This is a genomic window from Halonotius sp. F2-221B (assembly GCF_046719765.1).
Taxonomy (GTDB): Archaea; Halobacteriota; Halobacteria; order Halobacteriales; family Haloferacaceae; genus Halonotius.
Genome location: NZ_JABEBY010000006.1, coordinates 37467 through 56696, shown reverse-complemented (window position 1 = coordinate 56696; position 19230 = coordinate 37467). Strand labels below are relative to the sequence as shown.

21 protein-coding genes are annotated in these 19230 nt (G+C 64.5%); 10 read left to right on the top strand and 11 right to left on the bottom strand.

The window, feature by feature from the left end:
• Positions 1–36: 36 nt before the first annotated feature.
• The 8 genes from thiD to HKK80_RS05635 form a co-directional block, all read right to left on the bottom strand.
• A complete protein-coding gene (thiD, locus tag HKK80_RS05670; RefSeq protein WP_411798644.1) occupies positions 37–1410 on the bottom strand; it encodes a bifunctional hydroxymethylpyrimidine kinase/phosphomethylpyrimidine kinase in 1374 nt (457 codons plus the stop codon).
• Positions 1411–1545: 135 nt separating this feature from the next.
• The gene (gene ubaA, locus HKK80_RS05665; protein WP_411798643.1) at positions 1546–2370 is read right to left on the bottom strand and encodes an SAMP-activating enzyme E1; all 825 of its coding nucleotides are present in this window, start codon (positions 2368–2370) and stop codon (positions 1546–1548) included.
• Between the two features lie 110 nt (positions 2371–2480).
• Positions 2481–4277 (bottom strand): methyl-accepting chemotaxis protein, encoded by a 1797-nt coding sequence (locus tag HKK80_RS05660; RefSeq protein WP_411798642.1) that lies wholly within the window; start codon positions 4275–4277, stop codon positions 2481–2483.
• A 119-nt stretch (positions 4278–4396) separates the two neighbouring features.
• Positions 4397–4987: a 50S ribosomal protein L15e gene (locus HKK80_RS05655; RefSeq protein ID WP_411798641.1), complete on the bottom strand. Its 591-nt coding sequence runs from the start codon at positions 4985–4987 to the stop codon at positions 4397–4399.
• Between the two features lie 186 nt (positions 4988–5173).
• The gene (locus HKK80_RS05650) at positions 5174–5677 is read right to left on the bottom strand and encodes a hypothetical protein (protein WP_411798640.1); all 504 of its coding nucleotides are present in this window, start codon (positions 5675–5677) and stop codon (positions 5174–5176) included.
• Positions 5678–5986: 309 nt separating this feature from the next.
• Positions 5987–7159, bottom strand: coding sequence for an asparagine synthase C-terminal domain-containing protein (locus HKK80_RS05645; RefSeq protein WP_411798639.1), 1173 nt, complete (start codon positions 7157–7159; stop codon positions 5987–5989).
• Positions 7156–7842: a PHP domain-containing protein gene (locus tag HKK80_RS05640; RefSeq protein ID WP_411798638.1), complete on the bottom strand. Its 687-nt coding sequence runs from the start codon at positions 7840–7842 to the stop codon at positions 7156–7158. The genes HKK80_RS05645 and HKK80_RS05640 overlap by 4 nt, the downstream gene beginning before the upstream one ends.
• A 76-nt stretch (positions 7843–7918) precedes the next feature.
• Positions 7919–8110: a hypothetical protein gene (locus HKK80_RS05635; RefSeq protein WP_411798637.1), complete on the bottom strand. Its 192-nt coding sequence runs from the start codon at positions 8108–8110 to the stop codon at positions 7919–7921.
• A gap of 130 nt (positions 8111–8240) precedes the next feature.
• On the opposite strand from HKK80_RS05635, the gene HKK80_RS05630 reads away from it, so the two are divergent.
• Together HKK80_RS05630 and HKK80_RS05625 are read left to right on the top strand one after the other, a co-directional pair.
• Complete coding sequence (locus HKK80_RS05630; protein ID WP_411798636.1) at positions 8241–8582, top strand: glutaredoxin family protein; 342 nt, start codon at positions 8241–8243, stop codon at positions 8580–8582.
• A gap of 161 nt (positions 8583–8743) precedes the next feature.
• On the top strand, positions 8744–9307 hold the full coding sequence (locus tag HKK80_RS05625) for a hypothetical protein (RefSeq protein WP_411798635.1): 564 nt from the start codon (positions 8744–8746) through the stop codon (positions 9305–9307).
• 49 nt (positions 9308–9356) lie between these two features.
• Here HKK80_RS05625 and HKK80_RS05620 read toward each other — a convergent pair whose 3' ends face one another.
• Positions 9357–10046, bottom strand: coding sequence for a methyltransferase domain-containing protein (locus HKK80_RS05620; RefSeq protein WP_411798634.1), 690 nt, complete (start codon positions 10044–10046; stop codon positions 9357–9359).
• Between the two features lie 140 nt (positions 10047–10186).
• On the opposite strand from HKK80_RS05620, the gene ahaH reads away from it, so the two are divergent.
• From ahaH to HKK80_RS05580, 8 genes are all read left to right on the top strand, one after another.
• Positions 10187–10519, top strand: coding sequence for an ATP synthase archaeal subunit H (gene ahaH / locus HKK80_RS05615; protein WP_411798633.1), 333 nt, complete (start codon positions 10187–10189; stop codon positions 10517–10519).
• Complete coding sequence (locus HKK80_RS05610) at positions 10506–12743, top strand: V-type ATP synthase subunit I (protein WP_411798632.1); 2238 nt, start codon at positions 10506–10508, stop codon at positions 12741–12743. Before ahaH ends, HKK80_RS05610 begins: the two co-directional genes overlap by 14 nt.
• Positions 12744–13016: 273 nt before the next feature.
• Complete coding sequence (locus HKK80_RS05605) at positions 13017–13286, top strand: F0F1 ATP synthase subunit C (protein WP_411798631.1); 270 nt, start codon at positions 13017–13019, stop codon at positions 13284–13286.
• A gap of 17 nt (positions 13287–13303) precedes the next feature.
• The gene (locus HKK80_RS05600; RefSeq protein WP_411798630.1) at positions 13304–13885 is read left to right on the top strand and encodes a V-type ATP synthase subunit E; all 582 of its coding nucleotides are present in this window, start codon (positions 13304–13306) and stop codon (positions 13883–13885) included.
• Between the two features lie 11 nt (positions 13886–13896).
• Complete coding sequence (locus tag HKK80_RS05595) at positions 13897–14955, top strand: V-type ATP synthase subunit C (RefSeq protein WP_411798739.1); 1059 nt, start codon at positions 13897–13899, stop codon at positions 14953–14955.
• Entirely contained in the window at positions 14952–15278 is a 327-nt protein-coding gene (locus HKK80_RS05590) for a V-type ATP synthase subunit F (RefSeq protein ID WP_411798629.1), read from the top strand. The genes HKK80_RS05595 and HKK80_RS05590 overlap by 4 nt, the downstream gene beginning before the upstream one ends.
• Positions 15279–15280: 2 nt before the next feature.
• On the top strand, positions 15281–17038 hold the full coding sequence (locus tag HKK80_RS05585; protein WP_411798628.1) for an ATP synthase subunit A: 1758 nt from the start codon (positions 15281–15283) through the stop codon (positions 17036–17038).
• Complete coding sequence (locus HKK80_RS05580; RefSeq protein WP_411798627.1) at positions 17038–18453, top strand: ATP synthase subunit B; 1416 nt, start codon at positions 17038–17040, stop codon at positions 18451–18453. Before HKK80_RS05585 ends, HKK80_RS05580 begins: the two co-directional genes overlap by 1 nt.
• 44 nt (positions 18454–18497) lie before the next feature.
• Here the strand turns inward: HKK80_RS05580 and HKK80_RS05575 are convergent, their stop codons facing one another.
• Together HKK80_RS05575 and HKK80_RS05570 are read right to left on the bottom strand one after the other, a co-directional pair.
• A complete protein-coding gene (locus HKK80_RS05575) occupies positions 18498–18677 on the bottom strand; it encodes a hypothetical protein (protein ID WP_411798626.1) in 180 nt (59 codons plus the stop codon).
• Positions 18678–18730: 53 nt separating this feature from the next.
• Positions 18731–19162 (bottom strand): Hsp20/alpha crystallin family protein, encoded by a 432-nt coding sequence (locus tag HKK80_RS05570; RefSeq protein ID WP_411798625.1) that lies wholly within the window; start codon positions 19160–19162, stop codon positions 18731–18733.
• Between the last annotated feature and the right edge of the window lie 68 nt (positions 19163–19230).

Genomic DNA, 19230 nt, shown 5'->3' with positions numbered 1-19230 from the left:
ACGATGCGGGCAGCGGTCGACAGCGACAGCAGCCGTTTACTCCGTAATCAGGGCTTCATGGAGGGACAGCAGTCGTTCGCGGAGCGTCGCCGCCGTGGTCGCAGCCAACATCACTCCGGGCTGTCGGCCGTCACCGCCGGTATCGACGATCGCTGCCGGGCGGTCGTCGGCGTCAGCGGTGGCGTTCGAGACGGCCTCCGTGGGATCTTCGCCCTCACCGCGGACAACCGTTCCGTCCAGCGTGTCGAGGTTCTGTTCGACCGCGTCGTCGAACCGACAGGTCGCGGCGAACCGGAGTTCGGGAAACGCCTCGCGGGCGGCCAGCAGTTGGTGGGCGAGGTCGCTGCCGACGCCGGAGCGAACCCCGGCGTTGTGTCGGAGCCCGGTTCGCGTGCTGCTGAGACGCCCATCGACGCCGACGATCTCGGCGGCCGACTCGGCGTAGGGGGTCGCCCCGACGACACTCATCCCGCCGGAGGGAACAAGCGTCTCAGCATTGGCCTCAACCAGCCGGGCGACGACCCGCTCGACGGCAGCGGTGGTCGCTTCGCGGTCGGCGCGTTCGCGCATCTCGACGAGGTGGTGCACCGATCCCGGCCCGCTCCCGGCGTCGATGCCGTACCGAACCGCGCGCTCCATGAACGCGACGCCGCCGGCGACGGCCTCGGTCAGCGTCTCCTCGCGGGCCAACCGGGCGGCGATCGCACTGGAAAGCGTACAGCCCGAGCCATGCGTCGCGTCGGTGTCGATCCGGGGATGGGTGAACCGCTCGGTGTGGGTTGCGTCGGTGGCTGACTCGTCGATAACGAGCGTATCGACGACTTCGTCGCTGTCGCCAGCGGTTCCGCTATCGCCGTCGATGTGGCCGCCTTTCACGAGCGCGGCGTCGGCTCCCAACCCGACGATATCCCGGCCGGCGGCGTCGGCGGCTTCGACGCTGTCGACCGTCCGGTCGGTCAGAAGTTCGGCCTCGTCGGCGTTGGGCGTCACGAGCGTTGCGTGGTCGAAGAGGTCTTTGTAGACGGCTTCGGCCTCCTCGCTCAGCAGCCGATCGCCGGTCGCGGCGACCATCACGGGATCGACAACGACCGGGCCCGCGAAGTCGGCAACGCAGTCGGCCACGGTCTCGATCACGTCGGCGGTGGCGAGCATGCCGGTTTTGATCGCGCCGACAGCGAAGTCGTCGACGACAGCGTCGTACTGGGCGGCGATATGGTCGGTCGGCAACACGTTAATGTCGTCGACACCGGCGGTGTTCTGGGCGGTCGTTGCGGTGATCGCGGAGGTGCCGAAAACGTCGTGGGCCTCCATCGTCTTCAGGTCAGCCTGAATCCCTGCGCCGCCGCCGGAGTCGCTGCCGGCGATGGTGAGTGCGACCGGCAGCGAGGCAGGTGCGTGGTTCCGGCTCATAGCTACAGATACGTCGGTTTGGGTAAAAAGTCGGGTGCTTCGCTGCGTCCTCCCTCATACTGTTATTGTAGACGGTTACCGTCTCGACCGCCAACCGGGCGGCGGTCGAACGGTAACTTCCTACAGCAAACCGTATCAGGCGTTCGTCGCCGGCTCGTCGATCCCGCAGCCGTCGCCGTACTCGACCTCTGCGACCGAGTCGATGCCGTCCTCCCCGCAGACCGGGCAGTCGGGCGACTGCTGGTAGGGGACGCGTTCGACGGCAAGATCCATCGCGTCATACGATAGCAGCGTCCCGACCAGCGGGTCGCCGATGTCGGCCAGCAGTTTGACGACTTCCGTCGCCTGCATGCAGCCGATGGTGCCCGGCAGCGCGCCCAACACGCCGGTCGTCGCGCAGTCGGGGACGGTACCGGGATCAGGGGCTTCGGGAAACAGACAGCGATAGCAGGGGCCGTCGGGGACGAGCGTCGTCGCCTGTCCCTCGAACTTGTAGACCGCGCCGTTGACCAGCGGAATCCCCTCTATGCGGCAGGCGTCGTTGAGCAGATACCGCGTCGGGAAGTTGTCGGAGCCGTCGACGACGAGGTCATAGTCGTCGATGATCGAGTCGGCGTTCTCGGGTGTGATGCGTCGCTCATGCGGTTCGACGGTCACGTCGGGGTTGCGATCGGCGACGAAGTCGGCCGCGCTGTCGACTTTCGGCCGACCCACGTCGCCGTCGCCGTGGATCACCTGCCGCTGAAGGTTCGACCGCTCGACGGCGTCGTCGTCAACGATCCCGAGAGTGCCGACGCCGGCGGCCGCGAGATACTGGATGACGGGCGCGCCGAGGCCGCCCGCACCGACAATCAGCACGCGACTCTCCAGCAGTGCTGACTGCCCCTCGGGGCCGATCTCCTCAAGGATAATATGCCGCGAGTAGCGGTCGAGTTGGGTCGAATCCAGCGAGAGGCTCATGGCTCCCGATTGGGGGAGGCACAAAATAAGACCGCGGATGTCAACGGGTGGCGTTCCACCCAACGTGTCACTGCTTGTCGGCGTCGACTGGGTCGGTGGTCGGCGTCGACTCAGTCGTTAGCTGGCATCGTGAAGGGGTCGTTCGTTGGCTCAGTGTGTTCGATCACATCGTCGCTGTCAGTGTCGATATCGGAATCGGTATCAGTTCCGGTATCGGCGTCGATACCGGTATCCGCCCCGTTCGTGCTGATCGAATCGGTGGACTCGGTCGACTCCGCGGCAGCATCCTCGTCAAACTCGAACTGCGAGAGAAGCGATTCAAGCTCATCGGCCTCACTTGCCAGCGATTCAACGGTCTCGGAGACCGACGACAGCGAGACGGTCTGCTGTTCGGCCGCCGACGCCGCGCTGGCGGCATCCTCGGCGGTCTCGTCGCTGATGTCGGCAACCTCGTCAACAACGGCGGCGACATCCTCGGCGGAGGTGGCCTGCTGGTCGGTCGCATCGCTGATCTCGTGGACGCTATCGCTCAGCTCGGTGACGACCTCGGCGATCTCGTCGAACCGCCCCAGCGATCGCTCGACGGCGTCGGTGCTCTCGCTGACCCGCTGGCTTGCGGCTTCGACCTCCGCGATCGTCTCGTCGGATTGGGCCTGGATCTCTTCGAGCCGGTCGGCGATCTCGCCGGCGGCATCCTTCGTCTCCTCGGCGAGACTTTTGACCTCCTCGGCGACAACTGCGAAGCCATCGCCCTCCTCGCCGGCGCGGGCGGCTTCGATCGAGGCGTTGAGTGCGAGCAGGTTGGTCTGCTCGGCGATATCGGTGATCACCGAGACGATCTCGTCGACCTCGTCGATCCGGCTGCCGAGGGCTTCGACGCTGTCGGCGGCGTCGGTGATCTCCACCTCGATCTCATCGAGTTCCGCGATGGTGTCGGTGGCCTCCTCACGGCCCTCGGTGGCGGCCTCGCTTGCGGTTTCGGCCGTCCGGCTGACCTCCTCGGCGGAGGCGGCGATCTCCTCGACGGTCGCCGACAACGTGTTGACCTCGCTGACCGCAGCCTGGAGCTGTTCGCGCTGCTCGTCGGCACCGGCGGCGATCTCGTCGGTCGCGGCGGCGATCTCCTCGCCGGCCCGATCGAGTTCGGTTGTGCTCTCGGCGACCGAATCGGTCGACCGGGAGACCTCGGCGGCGAAGGCGGCGGTCTCGCCGAGCGATTCCTGGAGGGTTCGCAGCAGTTCGTTGTACCGCTCGATAACCACGGTGTAGGTACCGTCCTCGTCGTTGACCACAGCCGGGTCGATCGTCGCTGTCAGGTCGCCGTCGATGGCGGCGGTCGTCGACTCTTCGAAGGCCTCGACCAGACGTTCAAGTCGGGCCGACCGCGCTTCGATCTCGTTGGTGTGGGTTTCGAGATTGTTGGCCATCCGGGTCAACGACTCGCCGAAGGGCCCGGGGACGGACTCATCGAGGGCGTCGTCGTCGAACTCCTGTTCGGCCAGCGCGTCGGCCTGTGCGGAGACCGTCGTGAGGTAGGACTGCAGCGCGCTGAACGACCGGGTGAGTTCGCCGACCTCGTCGGGTTGATCGGTGGCGACAGCCTCGGTTTCGACATGGCCCTCGGCGATCCGCCCGGCAGCGGTTTCGATGTCGGCCAGGGGGTCGATCAGATCCCGCTGGACGATCAGTGCCGTGTTGACAAACGCCACGGTCGCACCGGTGAACAACAGGGCCTGAATCGCCGTCAGCAGCGTCCCCGACAGGACGAACGGCAGCCCAAAGAGGCCGATGGCAACGCTGAACTGGATCGCCACCGCTGCCAGCATCTTCCGACGGACGGAGTCGGTGATCCGGAGCCAGTCCATTGTCTGCCAGAGGACGGCTTCGTAGCTATCAAGCAGTGACATACGGTCGGGTACATCACTCTAATATAAGAAAAAGGTGTAGGGTTATCACCGTCTGGGAATCGACAGTTCAGGCGAAAACGGCGCGAACGCGGTGTGTGACGGTCGCGTGACCCGCCGGATTATTTGCTGCGGTTGCGATCGCTGTTGACGCTCGGGCGGGCGTGTTCGGTGCCCTGACCGCGGGTCTGCATGCCGCGACCCGTGTCGCCTGCGTTGGTCAGCCCACGGAACGCGCGACCCTTGTGCTGCTCCTCGCAGATCCAGTTGAGGTCGTCGTCGTTCTCGATGGCCGGGTGGTTGGGGTCGATGAGGATGACCTCGTGCCACTTCTGTGAGCCGTCTTCGCCGACCCAGTAGGAGTTGAGCACGCGGAGGTTGCGGTATTTCCGGGAGGCGCGCTCCTCGGCGATGCGTTGGATCGATTTCCGGCGGCCGATCCGGTTGACGCCCTGCCGTTTGGTACGGCGGCCGGCTTTGTGTCGCTGCTTGCGCGCCCCGCCCTTGCGGACGGACACGCGGGCGACGACAACGCCCTGTTTGGCCTTGTAGCCCTGCGAGCGGGCTTTGTCGAGGCGGGTGGGGCGATCGACGCGTTCGATCGCTCCTTGGTTCCGCCATTCCTGTTTGCGCTGCCACTGTAGTTCGGCGAGTTTGCCCTCGCTGGGCTCTCGCCATGCTTCGCGGATGTGTGAGTAGACGCTTCGTGCCATAGTTGTCCTCGGGCGCTTGCGATTCAGTCGGTCAGGCCGACCACATTTCGTCCCGGCGAACCGGGTGCCCACTGGTAGCCCGTCACCGCAGTGAGTTGCCTGTTCTACCTCCGAAGCCCGTTTAACCGCTTCGGACTCGCCGCACCGCGAGAGTGAGTCACACGGGCAGGCCTCGCCGCCGAGACGCTACGCGGGACAGTCGCTCTCGCTGACGGCCTGTCGCTCCGATCCCTGTTGGATCGCGTTCTGCCCGCCGGAAGCAAGATTCACGACGACCGCGCGGCCGCCGTAGCCGTGAGTCTGGTCGTGGCCGCGAACGACGACGCAGGTCACGTCGTCGGGGATTTCGATCGTCTCGCTTCGCTCAAACGGCTGTTCGTTCTCGTGGGCATGCAACAGATCACGGCGGCCAAGCTGTGTCCCGTCAAGCGTTTCGACCTGCCACCAGTCGGCATAGCCGTCCTCGCCGGCGTCGTCGTGGTGGAGCTCAACGAGGAAATCCGTGGCCTCACCGCTGTTGTCGACGACGACGCTCGTAACGTTGGCTTCACCGAGATCCAACTCGCTGGATATATCGTCGCTATCGGCCTCAGTATCTGTGTCGCTGCTGGGCGACTCTCCCACACAGCCAGCCAGCGTCGTCGACAGCGTGAGCCCGCCGGTGACCGTGAGCACGTCGCGTCGATTCATACCCAGGGTTCAGCCGCGATCGTAAAAAAGTCAGGTCTCAGCCAACACGACAATGTTCAGAGACGACCAACCGAACGGGTGGGTCGGCCAATTAACCAACCACCGCCCTGGCGGGCTGAAAGGGCGAAGCACGCTCGGCGAACCCGGACGACGCAAGCACCGCAGCGAACGCAGTGAGCGAGGAGCGCAGCGAGTCCCGGGAGTTCTGCGAGCGAAGCGAGCAGAACCTCGAAAGATGAGCGAAGCGAATCTTTCGGTGGCCGAGCGTGCTGAGGGCTTTCTACCCAATACATACTCAGAATCTACACATTACGAATCCGAACACAGTTCCCGAATATACTGCCCGACGTGGTCATCCATCCGTCGCTTATAGCCGTTTTGGCGCGCCAGCCGATCCAACTCACGGCTGACGTAGGTGCCGTACTGCACCGCTTTCTTGTCCGCGCCCGCGATAGAGTCCGGGAGGCCGACCGTCGCACGAGCAACCCGCCGAAGAGCAACCTTCCGCGCCGCGGGCGTCGCCAGCAACTCACCGGGGAGCCGCAACGCGGCGTCGACAACGCGATCCTGCAGGAAGGGTGTCACCGGCTCGACGCCAGCGACCGAGAGCCCACACACGTCGCGTTCCAGTTGGCCGGGCAGCGTCTCGATCGTCTCCCGCACCGCGCCGCGAACCGTGTCGCTGTCGACGCGGTGGTCATCGGCCGGCTCGACGACCTTCGAGTAGCCGCCAAACAGTTCGTCGGCACCCTGCCCGAGCGCGAGGCGGTCGTAGCCATCGGCTGCGGCCCGCTCGGCGACGAGGAGAAGCGGCAGCGCGATCGTCACGTCCATCGGGTTTGTCCGGCCGGTCGCGGCAGCAACCCGCGGGACGGCGTCGATCAGATCGTCGTGGCTGAGTTCGATGACCGTGAGGTCGTCCCCGCGATCGATCGCGGCGGCGGCCTCGCGGGCAGCGGCGATGTCGTGACAGCCCTCGAAGCCGACGACGTATAGCGGCGCGTCCGGGAAGCCGCTGGCGACGAGTGTCGAGTCGACACCACCAGAAAAGGCGACGGCAACATCGTCTGTGGCCGTAGTCTCGGTGTCGGCGTCGACGCCGAGCGCGCCCGAGAGTGCGTCGGTCACAGCCGCCATCGCCGCGTCGCTGTCGGCGGCCGGGGGCTCCGGCAGTGTGAGTACGCTCTCGTCGCCGTCGGCGGTGCGGACGCCGCCAGGTGGGACGACGACCGGCTCGTCGAGACGGTCGGGCGTGAACGCCCACGCGCCATCGGCGGTCGGATCGTCGGCGTCGCTTTCGCTGTAGACGGGTTGGCGACCCAACACGTCGCGGATGAGGCGGTCGTCGAGGCGGCCGCCGAAACCGCCCATATCAACTGGGGCGCGGTCGCTCGCGCCAGGAAGCGGGTCGGCGTCGTCAAGCGCGGCGCGGACAATATCGGGGTCGGCACCGCGGAGCGGCGGCTGTGGTGGCTGGCTCATCCGAAGAACTCGCGGATCGCCCGCTGGGCCCGGCGTTTCGCGCCGCCGCCGAACTGCCGGAGGCTGACGTGCCACGGCGTTCGGTGGCCGATGACGCTGGTGCGACCCCCGCGGATCGCATCAAGGATCGCGTCGGCGGTCGGCTCGTCGGCGTCGACCTCGGTGACCGCTTGGCCCACGAGTTCGGAGATGTGGGCGTCGCTACCGGCTGTCATCGGGCGGTCGTGTTCGAGCGCAAACTGTTCGGCTTGGCGGTTCGCCCGGCCGGTAAACAGCCGGGAGTTGTACACCTCGATGGCGTCGGCCGCGGCGAGCTGGTCGTCGGTGATATGCGGGGCGACGCCGTGGCGGGATTTCTGGAACGGATGGGGAACGACGGCGATCCCGCCTTGGTCGTGAATGCGGTCAAGCGTCTCGTCGTAGGAGAGTCCCGGCGGGACGATCTCGTCGATCCCCAACGCGAGGATGTGGCCGACCGCGCTGGTGACCTCCATGCCGACGATGCCGACAAGGCCGTAATCGGGCGCGCTCACCGCGGCCTCGATGCTGGCGTCGATCTCGTCGTGGTCGGTGATCGCAAGCGCGTCGAGCCCGACAGCCGCGGCCTGTTCGAGCAGTAGATCGACCGGATCGCGGCCGTCATGGGAGCGTTCCGAGTGGGCGTGGAGCTCGACGCGAAACACATCGCCCTCTTGGTGGCGACAGTAATAAACTCCCCTCGTTTACGATGCGGTCGGCAGACGGCTGCCGTCGGGCAGGTTAGCTGCTCGATCGCATACTCGGGATGATCAACACGGCGGCGATAACGGTCGCAAGAACGACCGCACCGCCGTAGGCAACAGGCAGCGGGCTGCCGACCTCGATCCCATGACGGATCTCCGAGATGACGAACCCGGTGCCGGCGAGCGCCAACAGGAGCCCCGCGCCGCCCCATTTGATCGTTGCGTTCATACCCATGGCTGATTCCGTCGGCCTACAAGGAGGTGTCGGATTCCGGCGATCAGCCCGAGCGGCGACGACACCAGCCGGCGGGAGGCGGCCGGACACAACGCATATCACCCCATCGCCCCTATACGCTGGTATGACCTTCCAACCCGACGGTGAGATGGACGCCGAGACCGTTCAAGAGCGCGTCGATGAGGCGATCGAAACCAACGATGTGGTGCTGTTTATGAAAGGCAATCAGCTGATGCCACAGTGTGGCTACTCGGCGAACGCCCTTGAGTTGATCGGGAAACACGTCGAGGAGTTCGAGACCGTCGACGTGTTGCCCGCCCTCGACGCATACCGTGAAGCACTGGCGAGCCACAGCGACTGGGAGACGATCCCCCAGACGTTTGTCGACGGCGAGTTCGTCGGCGGCAGCGATATTCTCACCGAACTCGACGAACGCGGCGAGCTGGAAGCGACGCTGACGACCTGAATCCACAAGCTCGCTGGCGACACCGCCCAGACGATATCGCTGGCGACACCGGCCACAGCCATCGGCCGCGGGCGGACACGAAAGGATAGCCCATATACCAGTGGGGGCCCTACAGTCGGTAGGTATCGGCACCCACGTCGACGACACCACCATCCAACATCATGACAGGCCGCGTATTCCGTCTCCACTCGACGCTTGAATTGCCGCTCGAAGACCTAGAGGAGTATCTGGAGGATCCAGATCTCCCCGACCAGATCGACGAGGTGACACTCACACGACGCAACAACACCTTGATCATCAACGCCGAGGCCAGCGACGAGAGCCTCAGCAAGTACACCCCGACAGCCCAGCTCAAGGCCAGCGTGACCGAAACGCGGGTCTACGAGGAGGAGCCACCCCGAGCCGGCGGGCCAAGCTGGGGCGACGAAGAGGAAGAGGAGATCCCCTCGGAGCTCGTCGAGTTCGCCTGCTTCAAAGGCGACCGCGAGACCGTCCTCCAGAACACCGCCGTCCAGTACGGCATGTTCGAGGTGCTCAAAGAGATCGCCAAGCTCTCCGAAAAGGGGACACTGACCGCGATCTCCGAACATGACGGCGAGCTCGAAGCAACACGGATCGTCGAGGGCGAACAACGACCCGCAACCGTCGAGGTCGTCGAAAACCCACAGAACAGTGCCGGGAAAAACGGTGTCGACTGGCGCGACAACGAGTTTATCGACGAGTAACGCGCGCCGCGAGTGTTTTCGTGAGTGTCAGTCGGACGCGCGACAACCGTTAATCAGCCGCGGAATCGCCGGTGGTGGCGTGATCCGCGGTCGGTTCGGCAACGCCGTCGACAGCCGCGGTCTCGGGAACGGTTGCGACCGTCGTGATCGCCTTCGGGCTGCCGGGGCTAGCCTGTTGGATATGATGTTCGAACTCGGTGTAGCCGGCAGCTTCGAACATGCGGTCGGCCTCGTTCTCATCGTAAAACAGCATGATCGCATCCGCGAGCTTCTGCATCACGACCGAGTTTGGATAGTCGGGGCCGACGACGAGCACGCGGCCGCCGGGCTTGGTGACCCGCCGGAACTCTTCGAGGGCGTCGATCGGGTTCGGCCAGTACTCGATCGAGCCTGACGACCAGAGATGATCGAACGTGTCGTCGGCAAACGGGAGGCGTTCGGCGTCACCGCGGTGGAACCTCACATTGTCGTGCTTGCCAAACTTCTTGAAGGCTTTCTCCATCTGATGGATCGATTGGTCGAGACAGTACACGTTGTCGGTGTGTTGGAGCAGCCCCTCGGTGGCAAAGCCGGTGCCGGAGCCGACATCGAGGACGCGGTCGTCGGGCTGGATGTCGAGCCACGCGATGGCCTCATCGCGCATCTCATCGTTCCAGATGAAGGGGTTGATCGTGTCGTAAACCTTCGAGAGATATTTGTAGAACAGGCGCGCGCGGGCCTTGTTCTCAAGGATTCCCATGTCACGACACCCTATGGGCGGCGCAACAATAACGGTAGGGATTTGCTGAACACACGCGGGGCCGACAGACCCATCGAACCGCCGAGACGTTCCGCAAACACCTTATATGCAGCTACTGCAATTCCGGATGATTAGTGAGCATGCCGAGACAAGAGGTTCTCAACGAGATCAAGGCGGCCGAGGACGACGCCGAGGAGATCGTTGCCGAGGCGGAAGCCGACGCCGAGGAGCGCATCGCCGAGGCCCGATCCGACGCCGACGAGATCCGCACGACGGCCGAGGAGGAGGCCGAACAGGAAGCGGCCGAACGACTGGAGGCGGCCCGCGAGGAGATCGATGCCCGTCGTGAGGAAATCCTCGAAGAGGGCGAAAAAGCCCGCGAGGAGCTCGTCGAGGAGGCCCAAGACCGGATCGACGAGGCCGTCGAGCTCGCCATCGACCGCTTCGAGGAGGCCGTGAATGCTCAGACCTGAACGGATGAGCAAGGTCTCGGTGACGGGATCGAAACGCGTCATCGACGATGTCATCGAGGCCGTCCACGCGCTGAACCTGCTGGATCTGTCGGACTACGACGGCTCCTGGGAGGGGTTCGAGGGCGGCCGCTCGCTGGAAAGCGCGGAGGAAACCAACGAACAGCTCGTCACCGTTCGCGCACTCGAAAACACCCTCGGGATCGAAGACGACGACGCCGGCCAGACCCGGATCGTCGACCGCGAGGAACTCGACGCCGAGCTGCCGGAGCTCCGCGAGCGCATCAACGAGCTCGACGACCAGCGCGGCGAGATCGAAACGCGAATCCGGGAGATCGACGAGGAGATCGAGGCCGTCGAACCGTTTGCCGCGCTCGGCCTCGACCTCGATCTGCTGAGCGGCTACGACTCGCTGGCCGTCCTTGTCGGCCAGGGCGACCGCGACACCGTCGCCGCGGAACTCGACGACGAGGAGACGATTCAGCGCTTCGAGATCTTCACGGGCGGCGACACACAGGCGATCTTCGCCCAGCCCGCCGAGGGCCACGCGGCCGCAAGCGAACTCATCGCCGACGCGCTCGTCGGCGTCGAGTTTACGACGCTGTCGGTGCCTGACGCCGAGGATTCGCCCGAACAGTACGTCGCTGACCTCGAAAGCGAAAAAGAGACGCTGGAAGCGGAACTCGGCGAGATCGAAGCCGAGTTGGAGACGGTCAAAGCCGAGTCCGCGGGCTTCCTGCTCGCCGCCGAGGAGTATCTCACTATCGAGGCCCAAAAGAAGGAAGCGCCGCTCTCGTTTGCGACGACGGCCAACGCCTTCGTCGCCGAGGGCTGGATTCCGACCGCCCGCTACGAGGAGTTGGCGGCCACCCTTGCGGACGATGTCGACGGCCCGGTCGATGTCGACGAGGTCGAACGCGCGCAGTTCAAATCCAACGGCCAAGCCCACGTCGAGGATCACGGCGACGGGGGCAACGCTGGTGGGGCTGTTGACGCCGAGACCGCGGCCGACGCCGAGGCCGCCACCGACGGCGGCGAGGTCGTCGCCGACGGAAGCGGGACGGTGACGATGGCCGACGACGGGCCGCCGGTCGTCCAAGGCAACCCCAGCGCGTCGAAACCGTTTCAGGTGCTGATCGAAGCGTTCTCCCGACCAAAGTACTCGGAGTTCGATCCGACCGTGCTGGTCTTCCTGACCTTCCCGGCCATGTTCGGCTTCATGATCGGCGACGTAGGGTACGGGGTGCTCTACATGCTCATCGGCTACGTCCTCTACACGCGCTTCGACGCCTCGGCGTTCAAGAGCCTCGGCGGCGTCGCGCTGTGGGCCGGCGGCTTCACGGCTATCTTCGGCGTCCTCTACGACGAGGTCTTCGGGCTCCATCCGTTCGCCGAACCGATGCCGGAGCTCCTCGGCGTCGGCTTCCTCACCCTTCATAAGGGACTGAAGCCCTACTACGCCGAGTGGGCACTCGCGTGGTTCTTCGTGAGCATCCTCGTCGGCGTGCTCCATCTCAACATGGGGTACATCCTCTCGTTCATCGAGGACTACAACCTGCATGGCCCGAAAGAGGCAGTCCTCGAGAGCGGCTCGTGGCTGCTCATGCTCAACGGCGTGTGGGCGTTTATCCTCAGTGACCTGTTCAGAGCCCAGAAACCGGAGTTCATGTTCACCGTCTTCAACGAGGGCTCCGACGCTGCAGTCGCGCTGGGGTTCGGCGGCTTCGGTGAGACCGTCGGCATCGTCGGCGGTGTCGCGTTCCTCGTCGGGAGCGTGCTGTTGGGGCTCGGCGAACCGATGGAGATCCCCGAGGTGCTCAACCCGCTGGTCAACGCGCTGTCCTATACGCGGCTGGCGGCGGTGTTGCTCGCCAAGGCCGGCACCGCCTTCGCGGTCAACCTCATCGTCTTCGGGGCCTACTTCAACGAGGGCAACTTCCATTTCATCTTCACCGGCAGCGAACTCAGCCAGCTCCAAGCGGAGGGCGCGGAGATCATGTTTGCGGGGTTGACGACAAGCGGGACAACCGGACTGATCATCGGCGCGCTCGTGTTGCTCGTCGGCCACACGGTCGTCCTCGCACTCGGTGTGACGAGTGCCGGGCTCCAGGCCGTCCGCCTTGAGTACGTCGAGTTCTTCGGGAAGTTCTACGAGGGTGGTGGCCGGCAGTACACCCCGTTCGGCTACGAGCGAACACACACCACAACCGACGAGAGCAGTTCGTAGGGGTCGCGTTTCGCTGCTTCTTTTTTGTGGTCGGTGGCTCCCCACAGAGCCGCCCGTTTGCGTCAGGAGGAGCCGTCGATCCTGCCGGCACACGTCGGTGGGATATTTTCGGGCGAGCGATCCGCCAACAGCGTGGGCTGGTGAGATCTGATAACCGGTAACATACCGTCTGACTGTTGTAACTAACGGGTTTGGGAAGCTTTATGAACTGCCTGGGAGCAATAGCAAGTGTTCGGCTACTAAGCCAACGTTAGCGGACACGAGACACAATACATGAGCTTGGAACTTGCCACAGAAGTCAGCAACGTTGTACTGCAGAATGGAGCAGCAGGCGGCCCAGCACTCGGCCCGGCCGCAGCGAGTGCGATCGCCGTCGGCCTCGCGGCCTTCGGTGCCGGCTACTCCCAGCGTGGGATCGGTGCCGCCGCCGTTGGCGCGATGGCAGAAGACGAGAGCCTCTTCGGAAAAGGCCTGATCCTGACGGTGCTTCCGGAAACGCTCATTATCCTTGCACTCATCGTTGTGGTTCTGATCGGCCTGTAAGGATCTCCGGGCTAACAATGAGTTTGGAACACGTCGTCGACGACATCAAAGACGAAGCCCGCGCGCGTGCAGAGGAGATTCGTGCCGAGGCCGACGAGGAAGCCGAGGCCATCATCGCCGAGGCCGAAGCCGACGCCGAGGCGATCAAGGCGGAGCGCGCCGCCGAGGTCGAATCCCAGATCGACCAGGAGCGCGAACAGGCGGTATCGAGTGCGAATCTCGAAGCCAAACAGCAGCGGCTCGAAGCCCGCCGAGACGTGCTCGCCGATGTCCGCGAGGCGGTTGAAGCCGCCCTCACCGAGCTATCGGGTGACCGCCGCGAGTCGCTCACCCGGAGCCTCATCGACGAGGCGGCCGCGGAGTTCGACGACGACGCGACCGTCAGCGTCTACGGGCGGAGCGACGATCAGGAGCTCATTGAGGAGATCCTGACGGAGTACGACGGGTTCAGCTTTGCCGGCGACTACGACTGCCTCGGCGGCGTCGTTGTCGAAAGCGAGACCTCCCGCGTGCGGGTGAACAACACGTTCGACTCGGTTCTCGACACCGTCTGGGACGAGAACCTGAAGGAACTCTCCGAGCACCTCTTCGAGCAATGAGTACGCCCGGCATGAACGCATCGTCCGGCTCACCCGGCGGCGCAAACCCCGAGTACGTCACCGCCCGGGTGCGAGCCCGACGGGGCGTCCTGTTCGACGACGACGAGTACAGCAAGCTCGTCCGGATGAGCCCCGCCGAGATCGCCCGCTACATGGAGGAATCCGAGTACGAACAGGAGATCAACGAGCTCGGCAGCCGCCACAGCGGGGTCGACCTCATCGAGTACTCGCTGAACCGCAATCTGGCGCGACACTTCGACGCCTTGCTCGACTTCGCTGAGGGCCAACTGTACGATCTCATCGCCCGCTACCTGCGAAAGTTCGACGCCTGGAACGTCAAGACGGTGCTGCGCGGCGTCTACACCGACGCCGACAGCGAGGCCATCGAGACCGACATGATCCGGGCCGGCGAGTTCGACGACGCCCTGATCAACCGGCTGCTTGAGGCCGGCACCGTCGAAGATGCCGTCTCCCTCCTCGATGGCACGATCTTCGGCGACGCGGTCGACGACGCCTTCGAGGACTTCCAGGAGACCGACACGCTGGTGCCGCTGGAGAACGCCGTCGATCGGGCGTTCTACGAACAGCTACTCAGCGATCTCCCCGGCGGGGAGGCGATCGATCTCTACCGGGAGTTCCTCGAAGCCGAGATCGACTTCCGGAACGTCCGCAACGCCCTGCGGCTCGCCCGCAGCGGCGCGGATATCGACCCCGGTGCGTACTTCATCGACGGCGGGCGGCTGTTTTCGGCCAGCGAGATGACAACACTGGTCGAAAACACCGACGAACTCGTCACCCGGATCCGAGAGAGCAAATACGGCACAAAGCTCTCGGAACCGCTCGACGAGCTGGAGGCCGCAGACAGCCTCATCGACTTCGAGCGCGCCTTAGAGGCGGTGTTGCTACGATACTCCAAACAGCTCGGCAACATCCATCCGCTGTCGATCTCCCCGGTCATAGCCTACATCTTGATGAAGGAGCGGGAGGTAACCAACATCCGTGCCATCGCTCGCGGCCGCGAGGCCGGCCTGAGCGAGACGGCCATCGAACAGGAGTTGGTGATCCTATGAGCCAGGAGATCGCGGTCATCGGCAGCCCGGATTTCACGACCGGCTTCCGGCTGGCGGGCGTCCGCAAATGCGAGAACGTGCCCGACGATGAGAAGGACGACGCGCTTGACGACGCCGTCGAGCGCGTCCTCAACGACGAGGATGTCGGCATCATCGTCATGTACGACGACGATCTCGATCATCTGTCCCGCGGGACGCGGAAATCGGTCGAAACCAGCGTCGAGCCCACGCTTGTCACCCTCGGTGGCGGCGCGGGCAGCGGCGATCTCCGCGGACAGATCAAACGCGCCATCGGCATCGATCTGATGGAGGAAGACGACTAACTATGAGTCAAGCAACCCAACAGGACGCCGCAACCGGCGTCATCGAAAGCGTCAGTGGGCCGGTTGTCACCGCCCGCGATCTCGACGCCCGGATGAACGACGTCGTCTACGTCGGCGACGAAGGGCTGATGGGCGAGGTTATCGAGATCGAAGGCGGCGTGACAACCATCCAGGTGTACGAGGAGACCTCCGGGGTCGGCCCGGGCGAACCCGTCGAGAACACGGGCGAGCCGCTGTCGGTCGATCTCGGCCCTGGCATGCTGGATGCCATCTACGACGGCACCCAACGCCCGCTCGACGTGCTGGAAGCAAAGATGAACAGTGCGTTCCTCGACCGCGGGGTTGACGCCCCCGGGATCGACCTTGAGAAGGAGTGGGAGTTCCACCCCGAGGTCAAGGAGGGCGACGAGGTATCCGCCGGCGACGTTGTCGGCATCGTCGAGGAGACGGTCACCATCGACCACAAGGTCATGGTGCCGCCGGACTCCGACGGTGGCGAAGTTGTCAGCGTCGAATCCGGCGACTACACCGTCGAAGACACGGTCGTCGAACTCGACACCGGCGAGGAGATCTCGATGCACCAGGAGTGGCCGGTGCGAACGCCACGACCGGCCGTCGAGAAGAAGACGCCGACGAAGCCGCTCATCTCGGGGCAGCGCGTCCTCGACGGGCTGTTCCCGATCGCGAAAGGCGGGACGGCGGCGATTCCGGGGCCGTTCGGGTCCGGGAAGACGGTGACACAGCACCAACTCGCCAAGTGGGCCGACGCCGACATCGTCGTCTACGTCGGCTGTGGCGAGCGCGGCAACGAGATGACCGAGGTCATCGAGGATTTCCCCGAGTTGGACGACCCCAAGACTGGGAACCCGCTGATGGCCCGCACCTGCCTCATCGCCAACACGTCGAACATGCCCGTCGCAGCGCGTGAATCCTGCATCTACACGGGCATCACCATCGCGGAGTTCTTCCGTGACATGGGGTACGACGTGGCGCTGATGGCCGACTCCACCTCGCGGTGGGCCGAGGCCATGCGGGAGATTTCGTCACGGCTCGAAGAGATGCCCGGCGAGGAGGGCTACCCGGCCTATCTCTCGGCGCGGCTCAGCCAGTTCTACGAGCGAGCCGGCTTCTTCGAGAACACCAACGGGACGACCGGCTCGGTGTCGGTCATCGGTGCCGTCTCGCCGCCCGGCGGTGACTTCTCCGAGCCGGTTACCCAGAACACGCTGCGGATCGTCAAGACGTTCTGGGCGCTCGACGCGGATCTGGCCGAACGCCGGCACTTCCCGTCGATCAACTGGAACGAATCCTATTCGCTGTACCGAGATCAACTCGATCCATGGTTCGAGGAGAACGTCACCGAGGACTGGTCGGAGATCCGCCAGTGGGCGATCGACGTGCTCGACGAGGAAAGTGAGCTGCAGGAGATCGTCCAGCTCGTCGGCAAGGACGCCCTGCCGGAGGATCAGCAGCTGACCCTTGAGATCGCCCGCTACCTGCGGGAGGCCTACCTCCAGCAGAACGCCTTCCACCCGACGGATACGTTCTGCCCGCCGGAGAAGACCCACCTCATCCTGACGACGATCAAGACGTATAACGACGAGGCCTTCGAGGCCCTCGACGCCGGTGTGCCGGTCGAGGATCTCGTCTCGCTTGACTCCACGCCGCGGATCAACCGGATCGGCGTCCAGGAGGATTACGAGGAGTTCATCGAGGAACTCAAAGACGATATCACCGAGGAACTGCGGGGGATGTACTAATGAAAGAATACGAGACCATCAACGAGATCAGCGGCCCGCTCGTCTACGCCGAGGTCGACGAGCCGATCGGCTACGACGAGATCGTCGAGATCGAAACCGAGGACGGCCGGACGCTCCGCGGTCAGGTCTTGGAGTCCAGCGACGGCCTTGTCGCGATTCAGGTCTTCGAGGGCACCAGCGGGATCGACCGCAACGCCTCCGTGCGCTTCCTCGGCGAGACGCTGAAGATGCCCGTCACCGAGGATCTGCTCGGCCGGGTCATGGACGGCACGGGTCAGCCGATCGACGGCGGCCCAGAGATCGTCCCCGAATCCCGCGAGGATATCATCGGCGCGGCGATCAACCCCTACTCCCGGGAGTACCCCGAGGAGTTCATCCAGACGGGTGTCTCAGCCATCGATGGCATGAACACCCTCGTTCGCGGCCAGAAACTGCCGATCTTCTCGGCGTCGGGACTGCCGCACAACGATCTGGCACTCCAGATCGCCCGGCAGGCCAGCGTACCTGAGGAGGAAGAAGACGGCGAGGAGGGCAGCGAGTTCGCCGTGATCTTCGGGGCGATGGGCATTACCCAGGAAGAGGCCAACGAGTTCATGGACGACTTCGAGCGCACCGGCGCGCTGGAACGCTCCGTGGTCTTTGCGAATCTGGCGGACGACCCCGCCGTCGAGCGGACGGTCACGCCGCGACTCGCGCTGACGACCGCCGAGTACCTCGCCTTCGAGAAGGACTACCACGTCCTTGTCATCCTCACGGACATGACGAACTACTGTGAGGCACTGCGGGAGATCGGTGCCGCCCGCGAGGAGGTGCCGGGTCGGCGTGGCTACCCCGGCTACATGTACACTGACCTGGCGACGCTGTATGAGCGCGCCGGTCGGATTCAGGGCCGTGAGGGGTCGGTCACCCAGATACCGATTCTCACGATGCCCGGCGACGACGACACCCACCCGATCCCCGATCTGACGGGGTATATCACGGAGGGCCAGATCTACGTCGACCGCGACCTCAACAGCCAGGGCGTTCAGCCGCCCGTCAACGTCCTGCCCAGCCTCTCGCGGCTGATGGACGACGGGATCGGCGAGGGCCTGACCCGCGAGGATCACGGCGATGTCGCCAACCAGATGTACGCCGCCTACGCGGAGGGTGAGAACCTGCGCGACCTGGTCAACATTGTCGGCCGGGAAGCACTCAGCGACCGGGATAACAAGTATCTCGACTTCGCTGACGACTTCGAGACCGACTTCATCGACCAAGGGTTCGACACCAACCGCGAACTGGAAGACACCCTTGATCTCGGCTGGGAGCTGCTCAGCAAGCTGCCGAAAGAGGAGCTCAACCGGATCGACGAGGAGTTCATCGAGGACTACTACGTCGACGACGAGGGCGAGGAAGTCGAAGCGACCGCCGACTAAGCTCGCTGTTTTCTCTTTCCTGTCGCTTCGGTTCGCTGTAACTCTCAGGCAGCGTCGCGTGCGTCGAGATAGTTGTTGACGAGCAGCGGCGCGATGACGCCAAGTCCCAACAGGCTGGCAAACGGGAGCCAGCCGGGCAACGTGGTTGCGGTGTCGATGCCGACGGCGACTGTCACGGCGACAGCGATGAAGCCGAGGATGACGATGTTCTCTCTGGAGGGCATGGCTGTCGCTGACGGCTGTGGCAGCAAAATGGTACTGGTGACTCAAATCGGCGTTATTCCACGTCGATCTCGTGGCCGCCGGGCGCGTCGGGATCAAGTTTCGGCAGCGTGACCGTCAGCACGCCGTTGGTGTAGCTCGCGGTCGCCGACGCGGCGTCGACCGACTCCGGCAACCGTACCCGCCGGCTGACCGACTGGTGGCTGCGTTCCTTGCGGTGGTAGTGGGCGTCGTCGTCGACAGTTTCGCTCTCAGCCGCCGCACTGAGCGTGACCGAGTCCTCGTCGGCTCGGAGATCGATATCCGCCTCGGCGAAGCCGGGGAGATCAGCGGTGACGACGATCTCCTCGCCGTGGTCAGCGACATCGACGCTGATCTCCGAGAGGACACTGCCGCCCTCAAAGGTGCGGCTCAGCTCGCCGAACTGGTCGTTCATGCGCTCGATCAGCTCGTCAAGCTCCTCAAAGGGGTTCGGTTTCTCAGGCATACCCCATAGTTACCCCTGAATCGGCTTCAAGCTTTTCGTCGTTTTTACAGCGACAAAAACCGGAATAG